Source organism: Rheinheimera sp. KL1 (assembly GCF_001275035.1).
Lineage (GTDB): Bacteria > Pseudomonadota > Gammaproteobacteria > Enterobacterales > Alteromonadaceae > Pararheinheimera > Pararheinheimera tangshanensis.
Genome location: NZ_LAMX01000002.1, coordinates 13,606 through 32,549 on the forward strand (window position 1 = coordinate 13,606; position 18,944 = coordinate 32,549).

Here is an 18,944-nt window from a genome sequence, read left to right on the forward strand (position 1 = left end):
ATTTTTGTTTTTAGCTCTGAAAGAAGCTACAGCAACAGAACTCTGAATATCCCCCGCTCGGATGCACCTTAGGTTGTTGTAAAGATTTTTTAGTCACAAGAGGAATTGTCAAAAGCCTTTAAGCCAAAGCCAATCTCACCGCACAGCCGGTAAATAACAGACCTAATAACAGATTGCCTGCCTGCCCTGCTTTGGGCTGGCCTTTGAAGAAACTGGCTATGGCGGCTCCAGCGTAAACTAAAGTGGTCAGGTAGAGCAGGCTGATGATTTCCAGCACCACCGCCAGCACCAGATAAGGCACCCAGCTGGGGGTGAAACCGGAGTCGATAAACTGGATAAAAAATGACAGGAAAAACAAAATAGCTTTTGGGTTAGTCAGGCTTAATAACAAGGACTTACGGAATACTGAAGCACAGGTCGCAGCAGCAACAACAGCTGGTGCTTGTGTGTCTGTGCTGGCTCTAGATTGGCGCAAACTTAATAAAATTTGTACCCCTATATACAGCAAATAGGCGGCGCCTAAATAACGTATCCAGCGGAATAACTCGGGTGAGGCTAATAACACAGAAGCCAGGCCAAGATAGGATAATAAAATCAGAGTCGCATCCCCAAGCAGCACTGCACAAAGCGCACACCAGGCGTGTTTTGGCCCTTGCACTATGCTGGTTTTCAGCACAAACAGACTATTTGGCCCCGGCATCAATATGATCACTACCACGCCAGCCAAAAAGGTCCAGAACTGAATTACACCCAAGCTTTCCATCATTATCCTCTGAGCTGTTGTTTATCTGTCGATATTATCAGAGCTGCGGCTGGTAAAAGTCACTGCAAATTATCTGATTTCTTTGGCCTGTATCCACTGCTGGCACTTCAGGCCCTACTAGGATAAAATGCGCGTCCTTTTTCTTGGCGTTAACTTTTTACGGGCTAGAACACAAATGGGCAAAAAGCTGCACATTAAGACCTGGGGCTGCCAGATGAACGAATACGATTCATCCAAAATGGCGGACCTGCTGGATGCAACTCATGGCTACACACTGACTGAAGAAGCAGAAGAAGCAGACGTGATCCTGCTAAATACCTGCTCTATTCGTGAGAAGGCTCAGGAGAAGGTATTCCATCAGTTAGGTCGCTGGCGTCCGCTGAAAAAGAAAAACCCGGATTTGATTATTGCCGTCGGTGGTTGTGTCGCTTCGCAGGAAGGCAAAGCCATCCGCGATCGCGCCCCTTATGTCGATATAGTCTTTGGGCCACAAACGCTGCACCGTCTGCCGGAAATGATTAATGCTGTGCGCGGCGATAAATCGCCTGTGGTGGATGTGTCCTTCCCGGAAATCGAGAAGTTCGACCGCCTGCCAGAACCTAAAGCCGATGGCCCAACAGCTTTTGTCTCTATTATGGAAGGCTGTTCTAAGTACTGTACTTTCTGTGTGGTGCCTTACACCCGGGGTGAGGAAGTCAGCCGTCCGCTGGATGATGTCTTACTGGAAATTGCCCAGCTGGCAGAACAAGGTGTACGTGAAGTCAACCTGTTAGGTCAGAACGTCAACGCCTATCGTGGTGCAACTTTTGATGGTGGTATTTGCCATTTCTCCGAGTTACTGCGTTTAGTAGCAGCCATAGACGGTATTGACCGTATTCGTTACACCACATCGCACCCTGTTGAATTTACTGACGATATTATCGAAGTGTACCGCGACGTGCCTGAGCTGGTCGATCACCTGCATTTGCCGGTGCAATCGGGTTCAGACCGTATTCTGGCGCTGATGAAACGTAACCACACCGCCATTGAGTACAAATCAAAAATTCGTGCCCTGAAAAAAGTACGGCCAAATTTATGTATGTCGTCTGACTTTATTATCGGCTTCCCCGGCGAAACCGCAGAAGACTTCGAAGCCACTATGGATTTAATCAAAGCGATGAACTTTGATATGAGTTTCAGCTTTGTCTACAGCGCGCGCCCTGGTACTCCAGCGGCAGACTTACCGGACGATGTGTCGGAAGAAGAGAAAAAACAACGTCTGTATATACTGCAGGACCGTATAAACCAGCAGTCATTACAAATTGCCCGTGCTATGCTCGGCACTGAACAACGTATTCTGGTCGAAGGCCCGTCGAAAAAAGACATTATGGAGCTGACTGGCCGCACCGAAAATAACCGCGTGGTGAACTTTGAAGGCTCGCCGGATATGATTGGTCAGTTTGTTGATGTGTTAGTCACAGATGTCTTTACCAACTCATTAAAAGGTAAAGTGATCCGTACTGAAAAAGACATGGATTTACGTCGTGACGTATCGCCTCAACAAATTATGGCAGCGAAAGCGGCAAAAACAGACGAATTGGGAGTGGCGACTTTTACTCCTTAGTTTCAGATCCTAAATATGCCAGCCAAAGTAATTGGCGTTGCAGCGCGACGACAAAGACGGCAGTCCCAGGGAGCATAGTTCACTATGTGACCTGGGCTGGCGTTCGAAGTCAACAAAGCTGCGGCGTCTAGTACGAAGGCTAAACAAAGAGATTGAGCATTGGATAACCCCATCACCAGTTTAGAATTTTCTCTCTCCCCTTTTGAACCTCAGCGTCTGGCTTTTTTATGGGGCCCTTTTGACGATAACTTACGTCAGATTGAACGCCGTTACCGTGTGCAGGTGTCCTACCGCGATAACCAGTTGCGTTTGGTGGGTCTCACTGACCAGCTAGAGCAAGTCAAACACATTATCGAAACTCTGTATGGCGAAACCGTCAATGCCCAGGGCAAAGCTGTGCCTTTAAGTCCGGAGCAAGTGCATCTGGTGATCCAGCAACAGCAGCAGGAATCAACAGAGCAGCAGTTTGACGAAGAACTGGTCAGCATCAAAACCAAAAAAGGTGCGGTCAAAGGCCGTAACGCCAATCAAAACGCTTATGTGCGCAATATTCAGCGTCACGACGTGACCTTTGGTATTGGTCCTGCCGGTACAGGCAAAACCTATTTAGCTGTGGCTTGTGCTGTGGATGCGCTGGAAAAGGGTGAAGTGCGCCGTATAGTTCTGACCCGCCCAGCGGTGGAAGCCGGTGAAAAGCTGGGCTTTTTACCCGGTGATCTGGCGCAGAAAGTTGATCCTTATTTACGGCCTTTGTACGACGCTTTATTTGAAATGTTAGGTTTTGAAAAAGTCGAAAAGTACTTAGAGCGTGGTGTGATTGAAATTGCCCCTCTGGCTTATATGCGTGGCCGTACGTTAAGCGGTGCGTTTATTATTCTGGATGAAAGCCAGAACACCACTGTAGAACAAATGAAGATGTTCCTGACCCGTATTGGTTTTAACGCCAAAGCCGTGATCACAGGCGATATCACCCAGGTCGATTTACCGCGAGGCCAGTACTCCGGCTTAAAACATGCGATGGATGTGTTATCTGCTGTACCGGAGCTTAGTTTTAACTTCTTTAAAGCCAAAGATGTGGTTCGCCATCCAGTGGTGCAAAAAATTGTTATGGCGTACGAAGCTTTTGAAGAGAAAAAACAACAAGAGCTGCAGGCGGCAAAACAAGCTGCGCTGGACTCAGCCAACACGAGTAAAGACTAAATTATGAGCATTACCCTGGATTTACAGCTGGCCAGCGAAGCGCCAAACCTGCCGACAGAAGCCCAATTTCAGCACTGGCTGGAAGCCGCTATTCTGCCATTTCAGGATGTCGCTGAAGTCACAGTGCGGATTGTCGATGAAGCAGAAAGTCAGCAATTAAATTTTGATTACCGTGAAAAAGATAAACCAACCAACGTACTGAGTTTCCCTTTTGAGCTGCCGCCTGGTGTGGAAGAATTGCCCTTGTTAGGTGACTTAGTCATTTGCGCTCAGGTGGTCGCCGCAGAAGCTGCCGAGCAAGGTAAAGAACTAACTCATCACTGGGCTCATATGGTGGTGCACGGTAGCTTGCATTTATTGGGCTTTGACCATATAAATGACGCAGATGCTGAAGAAATGGAAGCAGAAGAAATTCTGATTTTGCAGCAATTGGGCATAAAGAACCCTTATATTTTAGAAGATTAACTGGTATTTTAATTCTTTGCGTACCTGAAGCAGCAGTACTGACATTGATGTCTGGCTGCAACTCACATGACTTTAGGTATTTTCTTTTGTTTTATTTGGAGCTTAAGTTCACTCATGGGTGACGACCATTCCCACTCTAGTCGGGGTTCTGCCGCAAAATCGTGGCTGGATAGGATAGCAGCGATTTTTACTGCAGAACCACAGGATTTATCTGATCTGGTTGAAGTGATCAATGAAGCGGCGATGCGCAAGCTGATTGATAACGACACTCAAAGTATGTTGCAGGGGGTTTTGGATGTATCCAAAATGCGCGCCCGTGACATCATGGTGCCCCGCTCTCAGATGGCAACCATCAATGTTGACCAAAGTCTCGAACAAATGATGCCGCTGCTGTTGGAAAATAACCACAGCCGTTATCCTGTGGTCAATGAAGACAAAGACCATATCGAAGGCATTTTGCTGGTCAAAGATTTACTGCAACATGCGTTGCAAGGTAGCACCGAATGGAGCTTGCGCGACTTATTACGCCCTGCTGTCATTATTCCTGAAAGTAAAAGAGTGGATGCCTTACTCAAAGAGTTCCGCCAGAAACGTTACCATATGGCCATAGTGGTGGATGAATACGGTGGCGTGTCAGGTCTTGTGACTATTGAAGATATCCTCGAGCAAATTGTCGGTGAAATCGAAGACGAACACGATAGTGAAGAAGATGTCGATATCAAAAAAATGGCCAGCCATGTCTATCAGGTCAGCGCTTTAACTCCTGTCGATGAGTTCAACGAAAGTTTTGGTACAACCTTCGATGAAGAAGAAGCCGGCACTATAGGTGGCATTGTGCTACATGCTTTTGGTCATATGCCGGAAAAAGGCGAAACCATAGAACTGCAAAATCTGACCTTTAAAGTCAGCAAAGCCAATAACAGAAGGCTGGTGCAGTTGCAGGTGATCCGCGCCAAAACCGCTGCTGACACTTCAACGCTACAGAAGGACTAACTTTTGCTGTTGTCGAAAACCTCCTGGTTTCCAGCCCTGCTTTTAGCAGGGCTGGGTGCATTAAATACCTTAGCTTTTGCTCCTTTTGCTTACCATATGCTGCCGCTGCTGACCTTGTCTGTGCTGGCCTGGTTTCTGCTGCAAGCGCAAACCCCAAAACAGGCGGCCCTGTTTGGTTATGCCTATGGCCTCGGCTGGTTTGGTGTGGGTATTAGCTGGGTGCATGTCAGTATTGCGACTTTTGGTGGTATGCCACTGATTGCCAGCCTGGCTATTATGGCGCTGCTGGTGGGTTATCTGGCACTATTCCCTGCCCTTGCCATCTGGTTTAGCTGGCGTTTTCGGGGTAACTTTTGGTTTCCGCTGGTCTTAGCCTCCAGCTGGTTTATCACTGAAAATATCCGTTCCTGGTTCTTAACCGGTTTCCCCTGGTTGTCTGTAGGATACAGTCAGACCGATGGCTGGATGGCGCCCTGGGCACCAGTGCTTGGCGAAACCGGTATCAGCTTTTTAATCTTGTTCATAGCTGGCTCTGTTGCTGTTGCCGTGCGATCTAAACTTTGGGTTTGGCCTGCAATAGCCGCTATTGTCTTGATCGTCAGCCCAGCGCTCGACACCATCAAAGGCTGGCAAGAGACAGGCGAGCAGGTGAAAGTAGCTTTAGTACAAGGCAATATAGCGCAGGATTTACGCTGGGATCCGGATCAAGAAGCCATTACGATGCGCAAGTATATGGAGCTGAGCCGCCCACACTTGAATGCCGACATTATGATTTGGCCTGAAGCTGCAATTCCACAATTAGAGCCCTTAGCTTTGGCTTATTTGTTTAATCTAGATATGCTGGCGGCAGAAAACAATACGGCTGTAGTGACTGGTATTCTGGATTACAAAGAAAACGGTGACGCCTATAACGGCATGATAGTGCTGGGTAAATCAGGCAAAGAAGCCACGGGCGGCGATTACAGATACAGCACCCAAAATCGCTATCAAAAGCATCATTTGTTACCGATTGGCGAGTTTGTCCCCTTCCAGTCGATACTAAAACATGTGGCACCATTTTTTAATTTGCCGATGAGTTCATTTAGTCGTGGCGACTGGCTACAGCCTAATTTACAAGCCAATGGCTATGCGCTGCTAGCGGCTTTATGTTTTGAAATTGCGTTTCCGCGTCAGATGATTGCCAACTTTGATGACAACACTGACTTTCTGTTGACCGTTAGCAACGACGCCTGGTTTGGAGATTCAATTGGCCCGCATCAGCATTTGGAAATAGCCCGGATGCGTGCTTTGGAATTAGGCCGCCCTTTGCTGCGTGCCACCAATAACGGCATTACCGCCACAGTCACAGCAGATGGCAAAGAACAGGCGCGTTTACCTCAGTTTGAAGAAGGCGTATTAACGGCTGAAGTGCCACTGGTACAAGGCCGCACTTTATACAGCTTGTGGGGCGACTGGCCTTTGCTTGTCATCAGCTTATTATGTGTTGGACTGTTGAGTTTCAGACGTTATAGCTTCGTACTTGAAGCTGCAGCTTCGTTGACTGCATGATGTTAAAGCAAGAGTCTAGCCCCAGTCACATAGGTAACTATGCTCCTGGGGCCTAGCTGACTTGTCGCCTCCCTGCAACTCCAATTACTTTGGCTATCATTTTTAGTTTTGACGGCTAGAGTTTGTAGCTCTGCTGGTACCCCATTTTGGTCTGATACTGCGCTTTGGTGATGTCATCGACAAAAAACCACTGCGCATCGATTTGCTCTTTGCTAAAAGCCACCTGCAAATAACCACGCTGGTGTAAATTACAATACTCCAGCTCGTCAATCAGCGTTGGCAGCACGCTGGCTAACTGCTCCACTTGTGTGGTGTTCAGCTTCAGATAGGTTTCAATACCAGGCGAGCTGACCGAAGGTGTGGCGAGTTCTATCCCTACTTTATTGCCTTGCTGATCATGTAAAGTCGAAGCCCAGGCGTTATGGGTATCACCCGCCAGTACCACTAGTTGTTTATTCTGTTGCTGCGCTGTTTTATAAACCAGCTCACGCTCGTACGGATAACCATCCCAGGCGTCCAGATTGTAAGCAACAACAGACTCGATACGTTTTTTGTCTTCTGCACTCAGGCTGCTATCCCCTTTGGCGACTCGCTGCTTTAAGGCGGTTAACTGAGCTATTTTTTCTACTAACTCCGGGCCTGGTTTAGAAAAAGCTGACAACAGCTCAGACGGAAACATCATCTTCGCCATCAACACCTGCTGCCCCAGCACCTGATATTGAGCTTTAGAGCGTATCAACTGAGTTTGCAACCATTGCTGTTGCTTTTGGCCAAGCAAAGTACGGTTTGGATTGGTTAAATCAGTGATAAAACGCTGGGTATCAAAAGCACCAGTTTTTTCATCAGTGTAGTGCTTGTAGTCCAGTTGCAGGTTACGGCCTTCAATACGGGTGTCGAGCATGTGCAAATCGACGAGATCACCAAAGGCAAAACTGCGGCTTAAGCTTTGCTGCTGACCAGACACAACAGGCCGTATTGGCATCCACTCGTAATACGCCTGCAGCGCGTTCAGTTTACGCACCAGATAATCACCTTCATTCGGCTGATGGTTTTCAGCACCATCAGTCCAGGCATCATTGGTAATTTCATGGTCATCCCAGACACAAATAAAGCTATGGCTGGCATGAGCCTGCTGTAAATCTTTATCGCTACGGTACAAGGCGTAACGTTTGCGGTAGTCCTGCAAGCTTACCATTTCCGCCTGATTGTCTGCAGCTAAAGCGCGGCCTAATTCAACAGAGCGCTCTGTGGCATAACCCCCTTGCTCATATTCGTAAATGTAATCCCCTAAATGCAGCACAGCGTCCAGCTGTTGCTGCGCCACCTGTTGATAGACATGGAAATAACCGGCTGGATAATTGGAGCAAGACAAGACAGCAAAACGAACCTCTGACACGGAGCCAGTGGGTAGAGTTTTGCCATGACCCGCAGCAGATACCGTATTGCTGTCACTAAAACGGTAATAATAACTGCGTCCAGGCTTTAGACCTGTTAAATCCACTTTGCAGCAGTAATCTGCCTCCTTACGGGCCAAACAAAGCTGCTGGTGTTTTATCACGGAAAAATCTGCTGTCTCGCTCACTTCCAGCAATAATTGCACCAAGTCCAGTTGCTGCGCCGGAGTCACTTTAGTCCATAAAATCAGACTATCTGTTAAAGGGTCACCACAAGCCACGCCATGTAAAAACTCAATAGAGCTACTGTTTTTCGCTTGAGGAGCGCTACTACTGCAACCCAATACTGCGTGACTTAACCAGGCTGCTCCAGTTAAAAAGGCTGTGTTTTTAAGAAAATCTCGTCTGTTCAAGTTGGCCATAGTTCCTCCAAAAAGAAGCTATTCTGTCTGGCCTAGATGATTTTTTGATGACGAACGACTAAGACGGACTACACTTTGTCTGAATAAGGACTAGATTCAACTCAGATATTGATCCAGTACAGTAAATCGCCGTATACAAACAGCTAAATTAATACAAGTGTTGTGTCGTATCATTATCAACAGGTCGTTGCAGGATACAGTAGTAGTAAACGGCTATTGAAGTTGCCGGACTAAATGAGGTTTTTATGCATATCTATCCGTTCCGTCAACAAGCCTTTCGAATCATGAACAGCATCAATTTAGTGCTGATGTTGCTGGCTTTAGCTTTAGCCAGTTGGCACCAGACCTGGGGCGCAGCTTTACTGATTGGCCTGCCCGCTTTGATCGTACCTTTTGTCTTATACAAAACCTTAAGAGATCACCGTCTGTCGCGTGTTGCTTTTGGTGTATCTTTTATGCTGTTTTGCGCTTTGCATATTCATCAGTCCAACGGTGTAACTGAACTGCACTTTGGTATCTTTGTATTGCTCGCCGTGCTAAGCGCTTTTCGTGACTGGTTGGTTGTTGCAGTGGCAGCTGGCGCTATTGCTGTGCACCATTTGCTTTTCGCTTATCTGCAAACTCAGTATGGCAGCGTTTATTTAGTGCCAACAGAAGATGCAACGCTCAACATAGTGGTGGTCCATGCAGCTTATGTAGTTGTTGAATCAGCTGTACTGATTATCATCAGTTTGAATTCGTATAAAGAAGCCATGGTCGGTCTGGCTTTTTCTGAAACGACAAAAGAATTGGTTGCAGACCCTGCCCGTATTAATTTGACGGTACGTTGCCCTGATATTCGCTCTCGTGTGGTTCAACAATTTAACCAGGCATTGGGTGGCATTCAGCGCACAGTACACACTATCAACCAATCTGTTTCATTACTGCACAACGAAAGCGCACATTTGTCTGACGATGGCCAGCAACTAGTGTCAGGTATGCATCAGCAAAATACTCAGGTTAACCGCATAGCCGCAGCCTCTGAAGAAATGGCGCAAAGTATTCAGGCGCTTGGTGAACTGGCAGCCGCAGTGTTGAGCGCAGCAAAACAGGCTGAACTTAGTTCGGTGTCTGGTAAAGAGTCTGTCGATCAAACCATAGCGGCTATCTCGACTTTGGCGGTGACCTTGCAGGACGCCGGACAAAAAGTGGATAGCATGGCGTTATCCAGCAAAGCGATCACCTCTGTACTGGAAGTCATTAAAAGTATTGCCGAACAGACCAATCTGCTGGCATTAAATGCCGCTATTGAAGCAGCCCGTGCTGGAGAACAAGGCAGGGGTTTTGCTGTAGTAGCGGATGAGGTTCGTACTTTGGCTGGCAGAACCCAGCAATCTACAGAGCAAATTCAGCGTATGATCCAAACCTTAACTGAAGCCAGCCAAAGTTCAGTGAAATCAGTACAGCATTGTTTAAGTCAGGTTGACCATACCGTCAGTCTGGCAAAACGCAGCGATGAACTGCTCAATACCATTACAGGTGAAGCGCAGTCTGTAGCTCGCTCTGCGGATATTATGGCGGGCTCTTTAGAGCAACAACGTCATTCCAGTGCTGAGATGGCTCAGGGTGCACAGTATCTGAATGATAGCGCCGCCGCACAAATGCAGCGCTGCGAAAAAGTAAAACAAAGTACAGCTCAAATTGAACAGGTTGCCAACCAACTGGCGCTTGAAGCGAACAGATTCAGCTGTTGAAACCATCAGGTTCAACCAAGAAAGTAAAAGCTGCAGTTGTGTTGCTGGCAGTTTGGATTGCAGGCAGCGCTGCAGCTTTTTATTGGTTTTTTTAGGCCATTATGGTGTGTTTGATGAACAGGGTCTGTGGCAACAGCAACCACTTTTGCCAGCGCAAGTGCAAAACATATTGGATCAGCAGTTGCAGCCCGACCGTGTATGGCAAGCTGTGTTGATCACAGACTCTCGTTGCAGCTGCAGTTCTTTCGCGAAAGATCATCTGCGACGCACGCAGCAACGTCAGCCACATTTAGCTGTCAAGATGTTGGAATTGACAGAAGCAAAAGCGCTTGGCTTCGAGGTGATAGCCGCGCCACTCTTGCTACTGTTTCAAAATAAACAACTGATGTACGCAGGGCCTGTAGCCACTGATTTATTATGCAGCGACAATGCCAGTCTGCTCGACGGTATTGTCAGCGGCACCACCCTATTGCCCGGCTTTTGGCTCAATGGTGAAAGTACAGCCTGCCGATGCCAGGCTGAATAACAGTCTAGCGCCTTGACGGCCAATGATGTACGGCCACAGAGAGCAACACCAAAATCAGCAAAGCGCTGAATTCTGCACCGTTGCGGCCAGGCCCCACCACAAACCAGCCAACTTTGGCATGCAAAATAGCTATGCCTGTGGCGTAAATACCGACATAACCCAGACAGACCAAAGTGACATAACGGTTTAATGCCAGAAATAAAGGACCGATGATTTCAAAAGCAGTAATAGCCACAGCGATCAAAATACCCATAGGCCAGCCATTGTTATCCAACCACTGACCAAAAGGCTGCACGCCTCCGGTTAAAGCTCTGTGCCAGCCATGCGCACCTATCAATCCGGCTAATGCCAGCCGTAGGGTGCCCCAGCCAAAAATTTGTTGTAATGACATTCGCTATCCTTTTCTAGGTTTTGTTTTGCTTACTTTGTTGTAATTGCTTTAAGACCTGCATAGCCGCTTCAGCCTGATGCACAGGCACCAGCAGATGATCATGATAAGCCCCGGCAAATACATTACAACTTAAGCCTGCAGCAGCTAAAGCTGTGGCAAAAGCAGCAGTCAAACCTACAGCTTCTAAAGCTGAATGCACGCTCAGACAGATCCAGCGCGCCCTGAACAAAATATCCAGTTGATACTCTTGCGCCTGCTGCGCGGTCAATACTAAGGTCAATCCTTCTTTTTCTTTAAAAGTGGCCAATGGCAGAGGTCCATGCCAACACTTATCCAAAGGCCAGATACAATATACGTAAATGTCCGGCTGCAACTCGGGCTGCATAGTACTGATTAACTGATCCAGTGCTTTGATAGCCACTGTCATTTTTATCTCCTTTCAATCGACTTATCTTCTGTAGTCAGAGACACAGGCAGCTGACCCTGCGCCTGAACATTTCCGAGTAAAAATCCAATCACCGCATCATAAGCAGGACCAGAAAATGGCCGCTCTGCAGTCTGAGGCTTTTGGTTATAACTATAAGTTGCCAGTCGCACATCCGCACTATCGGCAAAGTCTGCCAGCTCATAAGGGGTGCGTAACGATACCATGACTGTCTTTTTGCCCAGCTTTTTCGCCTGTTGTACGAGCTGAACCAGTAGCTGTTTTTGTTCAGATACGGTCAGCTTCATCGCTGGTAAAGCCTGTAAGTCGGCCAAGACACCCAACTCAGCTGCACTTTGAGCTGGTGATATCAAAGATCCCAGTACCAAATCAGCCTGCTTGATCTGAGCCAATGCTTGATTTTGCTCTGAAGAGGTTAAATCACTGCAGGTCACAGCTAAGGGTTGAACACCCCAATGCTTCAACGCCTGCAACCAGCTTTGGCATTTCGTTTGATCGGGGGCGATCAGGTGCAGTTTTAAAGCGGCTAAATTAAGCGGTAACTTTAATTTATTTATGCCCACTACTGTCAGGCTGGCTTGAGCGAGTTGTTGCTCCAGTTGCAGATCCTGGGCTAAACGTTGCTGGTCTGGCAATACCAATGGTGGTGTTTGGGTTGATAGTTGCTGCCGTAAGCGGGTTATCCGCTGAGCCGACTCTGCGATCTCAGCGCTATTGAGCTTACCTTGTTGCACTGCGATTACCACCTGATCAATCAGGACCTGAAGCGCTGCTATATCAGAGGGCGTTTTGATTTCATAAGGCATTAAAGCTATATCAGCACCAGCTGCAAAGGTTTCAATCACCGCCTGTGCCGGGTCAAAAAACTGGCTGATCCCGGCCATATTTAATGCATCAGTAATAATGATGCCATCAAAACCCATATCTTCGCGCAATAAGTCGGTCAGGATAGCGCGGGATAACGTGGCAGGTTTGATTACTGCTTCACCGGATTTAGTGGTTAAACTACTGTTATCCAGTGCCGGATACTGAATATGTGCCGTCATCACCATAGCGGGTTGATGCTGTTTAATAAGCTGCCGGAACGGGTATAAATCAACCGCCTCTACCGTGGCTCTGTCGTGTTCGACCAAAGGTAAACCTGTGTGGCTATCGACATGAGTATCACCATGGCCAGGGAAATGCTTCACTGTGCCGAGTACACCGGCATTCTGCATAGCACTGAGCATAGCGCCGCCCGCCCAAGCCACTGCTGCAGCCTCATCGCCAAAAGAACGGGCGTTAATCACTGGATTCGCTGGGTTGTTGTTGACATCCACACTGGGCGCAAAGTTTAAGTTAATACCCAGCGACTTTAATTGCTGCGCTATAGCCTGACCAACTTCTGTGGCATAACGAGTGCCTGAAGATGCCAAAGTTGCACCTATGGCCATGTTGCCGGCAAAAGCCGGAAACTCTGATGTCGGCAAACGGGCCACACGACCGCCCTCCTGATCGATACCAATCAGCAAGGGCAACCCATCACTGCTGGCTTGCTGTAAATCAGCAGTCAGACGGCGGATTTGGTTGGTATCTTTTAAGTTATTGGCAAATAGAATGACACCACCTAAATGCAGTTGAGTGATAGCGCCGGAAAATTCTTTGGGTAACTCAGTCAGATCAGTTTTGCATTGCGCTGAGCTGCCTTGAGCGCAAAAGTGGCGTAAATCGATCATCAGTTTTTGCCCTATCTGACGGCGTAAATCCTGTTGATCCACTGATTTTTGTCCCATACATCCTCCTGCACTTAATGTCATCACAGCCAGCAGCAGTGCATATTGTTTCATCTGGTCACCACATTCTGAGTTTATGGCGCCACTATATCAGGGCGGAGGATCAGGGCAAAGGCTCAACTTTTTGTAGCTACCAGATAAAATCCGGCCCTCTAGCGGAGAAATCTGGCGTTCTGCCACAGAAAAACTGAGAAAAGTTTGCATTGATGCTGGTATGGACAGTTATAATCCCTGCAGTCTTTTGTTGTTATGCCGTATCAGGACAGGTTGTTATGTATAAGCCCACACCGTTGTTAAGCTATTTCTGGGGTTTGTTTAGTGGTTTGATTGTTTCCGCTTTTTTATTTAATTCTCTGACTCAAACAGAAGCGGAAACCGAAAAAACGCCAGTGAAAACAGAACAAACAACGACAAGCCCTGTCCGTGCTGCAGATGCTCCTGTTTTGACTTTAGCGGCCAGAGCCGAGTTATTACTGAAGTACTACACCATCAGAGATGGTGCTGAGGAAACCAACCTGGCGCCTTTATTGCAAAAGAATGGCCATTTGGAAATCTTTAAGCAGATGTTGCAGCAAAGCACTGCTGATGTCAGCGATCTGATCCAATCGACCCAGTCTTTTACTGCAGCACAGTTTTACGCTTCGTTAGTGCGTATTAAACAAAAAGACGAAGAGCAGCAAGCCAAAGCCCAATTGGAACTGTTAAAACCTGCTGGGACAGCGACCACTCTAAAACCACAACAAGCGCCGATCAACTAATCGGCGTTGTTTATCCGCGCAGTTATTCAGCCTGCATCTGAGCAATAAACTTGTTCGAATCAGCAATGGCCTTGTTCATTTCGCTAATCAGGCTGCTGACATCCTGCTGTAATCCAGCAAAATCAGTCTGAATAGAACCTATGGCTTTGGCATTTAAGTTATGTTTTAAAAACAAGACATTGTCATGCATGATTTTAAGCACTGGCTGCATTTTCTTTTCAGCAGAGCGCATTTTTTTTAGCAGCACATCAAACTGTTTTTCTGTCGTCACCAGCTTTTGTTTGCTTTGAGATTTTAAACTGGCACTTTGATACTGCTCCAGCTCATCCCGCCATTCGTTAAACAAAGCATCAGCCACTGATTCCACTTTGTTAATACGGTTGCTGACCAATTCGGCCGCTTTGACACTTTGCTGATACTCCGCATCCAGCTCTTCGTAGTTCCGCTGTAAATCGCCGCCGTGAAACTTCAACAGCTGACTGAGTTCATCCAATGCATCTTTAAACTGTTGTTGACCTTCGACCTGAGCATCCCGGGCATCTTTGACCCTATCAACCAGAATTTCGCGTTTTTCCACGCCAAATTTTTCCATAGTGGCATAGTAAGCTTGCTGGCAACCGCCCAGACAAAGACTAAGCAGCAGTAACACAGGGATTTGACGCATCCATCACTCCTTTATTTCACACCAACATCGGTGTTTAACTTTGGCCTTACATTCTCTGATAAAACACCGATAGTACAGAGCTTAACTGCAGAATGCACCCAAACTTGCAGACAGTGGTGCCGGCCAATAACGGGAAGGCAACACTTTGCCACTGCATTAAAGCTGGCCAAATAACCGTCGCGTCCAATAGCTGTTTTATCCATTTTGTTGAACAAAGATCTGTATTTACATACGTTAGCCAACCTTTCCTAACCCAACTTTACTCAGAACACACAGATCTAAACCAGTTTTGGTCGGCACTTTGCAGTTTATCCGGGCGATCAATTCCGGTCGCGTTTGATGGAGAGCCTGAATGAGCATTCAATTCTCTGGCCAAAGTGCGTACAACACCGGGTACGCTATAAGGCCACAACTTAGCAAGGAACAACTGACTGAAGCTGCGGGTAATTTATTCGGCAAATTAGACAGTCAAAATAAAGGCTATTTAGAGCAAAGCGATTTCTCAAGCCCGCTCAGTAGCTTGCAAAACGACAAAGCCAGTACAAAAAGTGAAGAGCTGTTTAGTGCGCTGGATTGTGATGGAGATGGCCAGCTGACCAGCTCTGAGTTCAGCGATAACTTCAGTAACCTTTTGTATAGCGCTCAGGGCACTATGGGGAACAGACCTGCTCCACCAGAAGACAGCGGCAAGTCAAAAGACGAGCTGACCGCTTTACTGGAAGAGCTGGAACAGGAGGATGACAAGTCCACCGAAGCTCTGCAATCTTTGCTGGCTAACTTTGACAGTGCAGATACAGACGGAGATGGCAAAGTGACGATGCAGGAAGCAAGAAGTTTCAGGGAAAGCCAGCACACTGAGTCTTCGTCTTTAGCCAACAAGGTAAGCCGCAGCTCTGATCAGAGTGAAAATATCAGCCAGCTGCTTCGCCATACTATGCAACAGCTCATGGATACTTATGGTGGTCAAACCAAAACACATGCTCAATCAGGCTCCGCTGTAAATATCACAGCCTGAACTAAAGCATCGAATAAAAGAGTGTAAAACTCAGGAGTATCGGGGTGTCTGGCACGGATGCTGCCCCCCATTTATCGGATCAACAAGGCTTCAAGCTGTGACAACGAATTGACCTCACAATCCGGTACTATGCCTGCGGGCAAGGTGGCATCAAAGCGATTTAACCAGCAGGTGTAAAAGCCTGCATCTTTGCCACCTTTGATGTCAGCGACAGGATTATCTCCCACCATCAGTACTTGCGACGGATCGGGGTTTCCCATCAGCTCTTTGGCGTGCGTAAAGATCTGCGGATGAGGTTTGGCCGCCCCCACCTGTTCAGAAATCACCAGAATGTCAAAGTGATTATGCAAACCAGTGCGCTCTAAACGAATTTGCTGCAAGTCGGTAAAACCATTAGTGATAATGCCAAGTTTGGCTTTACCTTGCAGCGCATTGAGTAAACTGACAGCACCAGGCAAAGGAGTACAAACTTCTGCCATGGCTTGTAAAAAGCCAGCATTAAGCACTGAAGGCGCAATATTTAACTGCTGCCCCCAATAGCTAAAACGCTGTTCCTGTAACTGTTTCGCAGTAATTTCACCGCTTTGATACTGCAGCCAGAGTGGCTGATTTAGTGCCTGATAGTCTTCATAATGCTGGGTGGTGAAATCCACGCCATAGCCTTTAAACAGCAACTGCAAACCAGCATAAGCGTCAAAATGAAATAAGGTTTCGTCGGCGTCGAATAAAATCCAATTAAAAGCTTTCACGTTTTTTCTCTTCACATCGTAGTCGAGGGACTATCTGAGTTGTGGATCAGAGCTGGTAGCTCTGATCTTCTGATCTAAGGCGTTAATCATCGGAGCCGTTGACTATAGCTGCAATGTCTTCCAGACGACGCAGTGCCAGGTAGTTGATAGTGCGTTTTGGATACTGGCCTTTGCTATTGCGTTCACCTGCCGGCATATCCATCAGCAGTTCCAGCGCTTCATCGACTCCTTTGACGACATAAATATGGAACTGGCCCTGTTCAACCGCTTTGATCACTTCTTCATTCAGCACCAGATTCAACTGATTGCTGGCCGGAATAATACAGCCTTGTTTGCCGGTTAAACCACGGGACTGACACAAACGGAAGAAACCTTCGATTTTTTCGTTCACGCCACCTATAGCCTGCACCTGACCATGCTGGTTAATAGAACCCGTCACCGCCAGACTTTGGGTAATAGGAATATCGGCAATAGCAGAAATCAGCGCACAAACCTCAGCCAAAGAGGCGCTATCGCCATCTATTAAGCCGTAAGATTGCTCCATCGCTATATTGGCCGATAAGGTCAGTGGAAAATGCTGAGCGTATTTAGCACCTAAATAACCTGTTAACAGCATGACCCCTTTGGAGTGAATGGATTTACCCAGCTCAACTTCACGTTCTATATCCACCACACCAGTGGAACCGGCAAAAACTGTGGTACTGATGCGAGCTGGCGTACCAAAAGCAGTATCGCCAATTTCCAGTACAGTTAAGCCGTTAATCTTGCCGACCGCCCAATCGTCTGTGTCTATTAAAATCTGGCCTTCCTGAATATCTTCCAAAAAGGATTCACTGATGCGGCCTGTACGGTATTGTTTGCCTTCCAGCGCCATTTGCACATGCTCAGCACGCAGCTCAGACGAGTCATGCTGAATGGCGTAAAAACAAGCTTCGCGCACCAGCTCCAGCACTTCAGCAAAACGGGCAGAAAGTTTGCGTTGATGTTCAGCCTGACGGAAACTGAAATTCAGCAACTGCTTTAAGCCGCAGGCTGACAAGGTTTCCATCTCCATTTGCTGAATTTGATCCTGAATTTGCAACGACATAAAACGCACTGTCTGTTCGTTAAACGGCAAATAATGCTCAAAGTCAGCTAAGACGCGGAACAGTTCATTAAACTCATCGTCCACGTCCTGCACCAGATAATACAAATCCCGTGACCCCAAAAGCACCACTTTGACACTCAGCGGTACAGCTTTGGGCGTGATAATAGTCGAGTTGGTGACCGCATGCTCGCTTAAGGTGTCTATTACTATTTCACCACTTTTTAGCGCCAGTTTCAGCGCATCCCAAACCGCAGGTTGAGATAACAAACGATCCGCATCCAGGATCAGATAACCGCCATTGGCTTTGTGCAAAGCACCGGGACGGATCATGCGGTAGTTGGTGTACAAAGAGCCTTGCATCGAGCTGTATTCCACCCGGCCAAATAAGTTGCCGTAGCTTGGATTCGGCTCAAAAATGATCGGAGCGCCGTCCATTAATTCATGATGCATCAACACATTAGGCACAAAGTCGCCAACAAAAATGCTGCGAATGTCCAGCTCCTCCAGCTTATCGCTTTCGGCCTCTTCCGGCAGTAGTTCCAGCATAGCTTTGACTAAAGCAGGCTTCATTTCACGTAGATAACGTAATACGCCCAGTTCGCCTGAATAGTCGTGTTCTAACTGTTTTAGCAACGGCTTAATGGCTTGTTCTATAGTGTCACGGCGCAATGCTCGCAGGTTTTCTGACAACTCACGTTTCCACTGCGGTAATTCCAGCAACTGCTCGTTTAATATAGTTTCAAGATCGGAGACTAAATCATAGAAAAACTGGCGTTTTTCTTCAGATAAGTTAGCAAACTCGCTGTCATCCAAGGCTTTTCCATCGACCACAGGCGAAAAGCTGACTGCACCATTTTCTTCATAGAGTACCACTTGCTGCTCTAAGGCCTTGCGTTCCACCAAAGCAATAGCGGCTTCGTATTTATCGTCAAAGGCTGATGTATGGCTTTTTTCTTGCGCTGATATCCTGGGTTATCAAAAGCTGCAGGGAAAGTATCGAGCAGCTCGTCTATTAAGGCTTCGACCTTTTTGACCAGCACCTTACCTTCACCCGGCACTAAACGTAAGGTACCCGGAATACGCTCATCGTCGAAATTATTGATGTAACACCAGTCATCCGGCGTGGCTTTTTCGCTGGCAGCTTGCTGCAGAATATCCTGCACTAAGGTGTAACGGCCTAAAGCAGGCTCACCCATGACATAAAGGTTGTAACCTGGCATATCCATGCCAATGGCAAAATTTAATGCCGCCTTTGCTCTGTCCTGACCAATAAAAGTGCTGGATAAACCCGTCACATCCAGCGCTTGCTGGATCAGTTTTTTATGCAATTGTGGGCCTAAATGTTCGGCGGTTAAAGCATACTTGTGGCTGTTGTGCGTCATGCAACCTGCTCAGTGTTGAAAGATGAAAACTACA

General features: G+C 47.3%; 18 protein-coding genes. 9 read left to right on the forward strand and 9 right to left on the reverse strand.

Annotated features, from left to right (window positions below):
- Positions 1–118: 118 nt before the first annotated feature.
- Complete coding sequence (leuE, locus tag WH43_RS00415) at positions 119–766, reverse strand: leucine efflux protein LeuE (RefSeq protein ID WP_053422699.1); 648 nt, start codon at positions 764–766, stop codon at positions 119–121.
- Positions 767–938: 172 nt separating this feature from the next.
- On the opposite strand from leuE, the gene miaB reads away from it, so the two are divergent.
- The 5 genes from miaB to lnt all read left to right on the forward strand — a co-directional run bounded on the left by miaB (position 939) and on the right by lnt (position 6,572).
- Positions 939–2,366, forward strand: coding sequence for a tRNA (N6-isopentenyl adenosine(37)-C2)-methylthiotransferase MiaB (gene miaB / locus WH43_RS00420; protein WP_053422700.1), 1,428 nt, complete (start codon positions 939–941; stop codon positions 2,364–2,366).
- 159 nt (positions 2,367–2,525) lie between these two features.
- Entirely contained in the window at positions 2,526–3,566 is a 1,041-nt protein-coding gene (locus WH43_RS00425; RefSeq protein WP_053422701.1) for a PhoH family protein, read from the forward strand.
- 3 nt (positions 3,567–3,569) lie between these two features.
- The gene (ybeY, locus tag WH43_RS00430; protein ID WP_053422702.1) at positions 3,570–4,031 is read left to right on the forward strand and encodes an rRNA maturation RNase YbeY; all 462 of its coding nucleotides are present in this window, start codon (positions 3,570–3,572) and stop codon (positions 4,029–4,031) included.
- Between the two features lie 114 nt (positions 4,032–4,145).
- On the forward strand, positions 4,146–5,024 hold the full coding sequence (locus WH43_RS00435; protein WP_053422750.1) for a CorC family transporter: 879 nt from the start codon (positions 4,146–4,148) through the stop codon (positions 5,022–5,024).
- Between the two features lie 3 nt (positions 5,025–5,027).
- The gene (gene lnt / locus WH43_RS00440) at positions 5,028–6,572 is read left to right on the forward strand and encodes an apolipoprotein N-acyltransferase (RefSeq protein ID WP_082335612.1); all 1,545 of its coding nucleotides are present in this window, start codon (positions 5,028–5,030) and stop codon (positions 6,570–6,572) included.
- Between the two features lie 115 nt (positions 6,573–6,687).
- Here lnt and WH43_RS00445 read toward each other — a convergent pair whose 3' ends face one another.
- Positions 6,688–8,388 carry an alkaline phosphatase D family protein gene (locus WH43_RS00445; RefSeq protein WP_053422703.1) on the reverse strand — a complete coding sequence of 567 codons (1,701 nt, stop codon included), beginning with the start codon at positions 8,386–8,388 and terminating at the stop codon, positions 6,688–6,690.
- A 245-nt stretch (positions 8,389–8,633) separates the two neighbouring features.
- Between WH43_RS00445 and WH43_RS00450 the strand changes: the two genes are divergently transcribed.
- A complete protein-coding gene (locus WH43_RS00450) occupies positions 8,634–10,121 on the forward strand; it encodes a methyl-accepting chemotaxis protein (protein WP_053422704.1) in 1,488 nt (495 codons plus the stop codon).
- A 106-nt stretch (positions 10,122–10,227) separates the two neighbouring features.
- A complete protein-coding gene (locus tag WH43_RS00455) occupies positions 10,228–10,647 on the forward strand; it encodes a DUF6436 domain-containing protein (RefSeq protein WP_152342751.1) in 420 nt (139 codons plus the stop codon).
- Positions 10,648–10,651: 4 nt separating this feature from the next.
- On the opposite strand, the gene WH43_RS00460 is transcribed toward WH43_RS00455, so the two are convergent.
- From WH43_RS00460 to WH43_RS00470, 3 genes are read right to left on the reverse strand one after another with little or no spacing between them, the layout of a single operon-like run.
- Positions 10,652–11,038 (reverse strand): DoxX family protein, encoded by a 387-nt coding sequence (locus WH43_RS00460; RefSeq protein WP_053422706.1) that lies wholly within the window; start codon positions 11,036–11,038, stop codon positions 10,652–10,654.
- 13 nt (positions 11,039–11,051) lie between these two features.
- Positions 11,052–11,465 (reverse strand): ACT domain-containing protein, encoded by a 414-nt coding sequence (locus WH43_RS00465; RefSeq protein ID WP_053422707.1) that lies wholly within the window; start codon positions 11,463–11,465, stop codon positions 11,052–11,054.
- 2 nt (positions 11,466–11,467) lie between these two features.
- On the reverse strand, positions 11,468–13,309 hold the full coding sequence (locus WH43_RS00470) for a glycoside hydrolase family 3 protein (RefSeq protein ID WP_082335613.1): 1,842 nt from the start codon (positions 13,307–13,309) through the stop codon (positions 11,468–11,470).
- Positions 13,310–13,527: 218 nt separating this feature from the next.
- Here WH43_RS00470 and WH43_RS00475 point away from each other — a divergent pair, with 218 nt between their 5' ends.
- Positions 13,528–14,013 carry a hypothetical protein gene (locus tag WH43_RS00475; RefSeq protein ID WP_053422709.1) on the forward strand — a complete coding sequence of 162 codons (486 nt, stop codon included), beginning with the start codon at positions 13,528–13,530 and terminating at the stop codon, positions 14,011–14,013.
- A gap of 22 nt (positions 14,014–14,035) precedes the next feature.
- Here the strand turns inward: WH43_RS00475 and WH43_RS00480 are convergent, their stop codons facing one another.
- Entirely contained in the window at positions 14,036–14,677 is a 642-nt protein-coding gene (locus tag WH43_RS00480; protein WP_053422710.1) for a DUF2959 domain-containing protein, read from the reverse strand.
- A gap of 352 nt (positions 14,678–15,029) precedes the next feature.
- Here WH43_RS00480 and WH43_RS00485 point away from each other — a divergent pair, with 352 nt between their 5' ends.
- Positions 15,030–15,692, forward strand: coding sequence for an EF-hand domain-containing protein (locus tag WH43_RS00485; protein ID WP_053422711.1), 663 nt, complete (start codon positions 15,030–15,032; stop codon positions 15,690–15,692).
- Positions 15,693–15,763: 71 nt separating this feature from the next.
- Here WH43_RS00485 and yjjG read toward each other — a convergent pair whose 3' ends face one another.
- The 3 genes from yjjG to WH43_RS20145 form a co-directional block, all read right to left on the reverse strand.
- On the reverse strand, positions 15,764–16,441 hold the full coding sequence (yjjG, locus tag WH43_RS00490; protein WP_053422712.1) for a pyrimidine 5'-nucleotidase: 678 nt from the start codon (positions 16,439–16,441) through the stop codon (positions 15,764–15,766).
- Positions 16,442–16,523: 82 nt separating this feature from the next.
- On the reverse strand, positions 16,524–18,428 hold the full coding sequence (locus WH43_RS00495) for a Lon protease family protein (RefSeq protein ID WP_286049369.1): 1,905 nt from the start codon (positions 18,426–18,428) through the stop codon (positions 16,524–16,526).
- Complete coding sequence (locus WH43_RS20145; protein ID WP_286049365.1) at positions 18,410–18,910, reverse strand: Lon-like protease helical domain-containing protein; 501 nt, start codon at positions 18,908–18,910, stop codon at positions 18,410–18,412. Before WH43_RS20145 ends, WH43_RS00495 begins: the two co-directional genes overlap by 19 nt.
- Positions 18,911–18,944 lie beyond the last annotated feature (34 nt).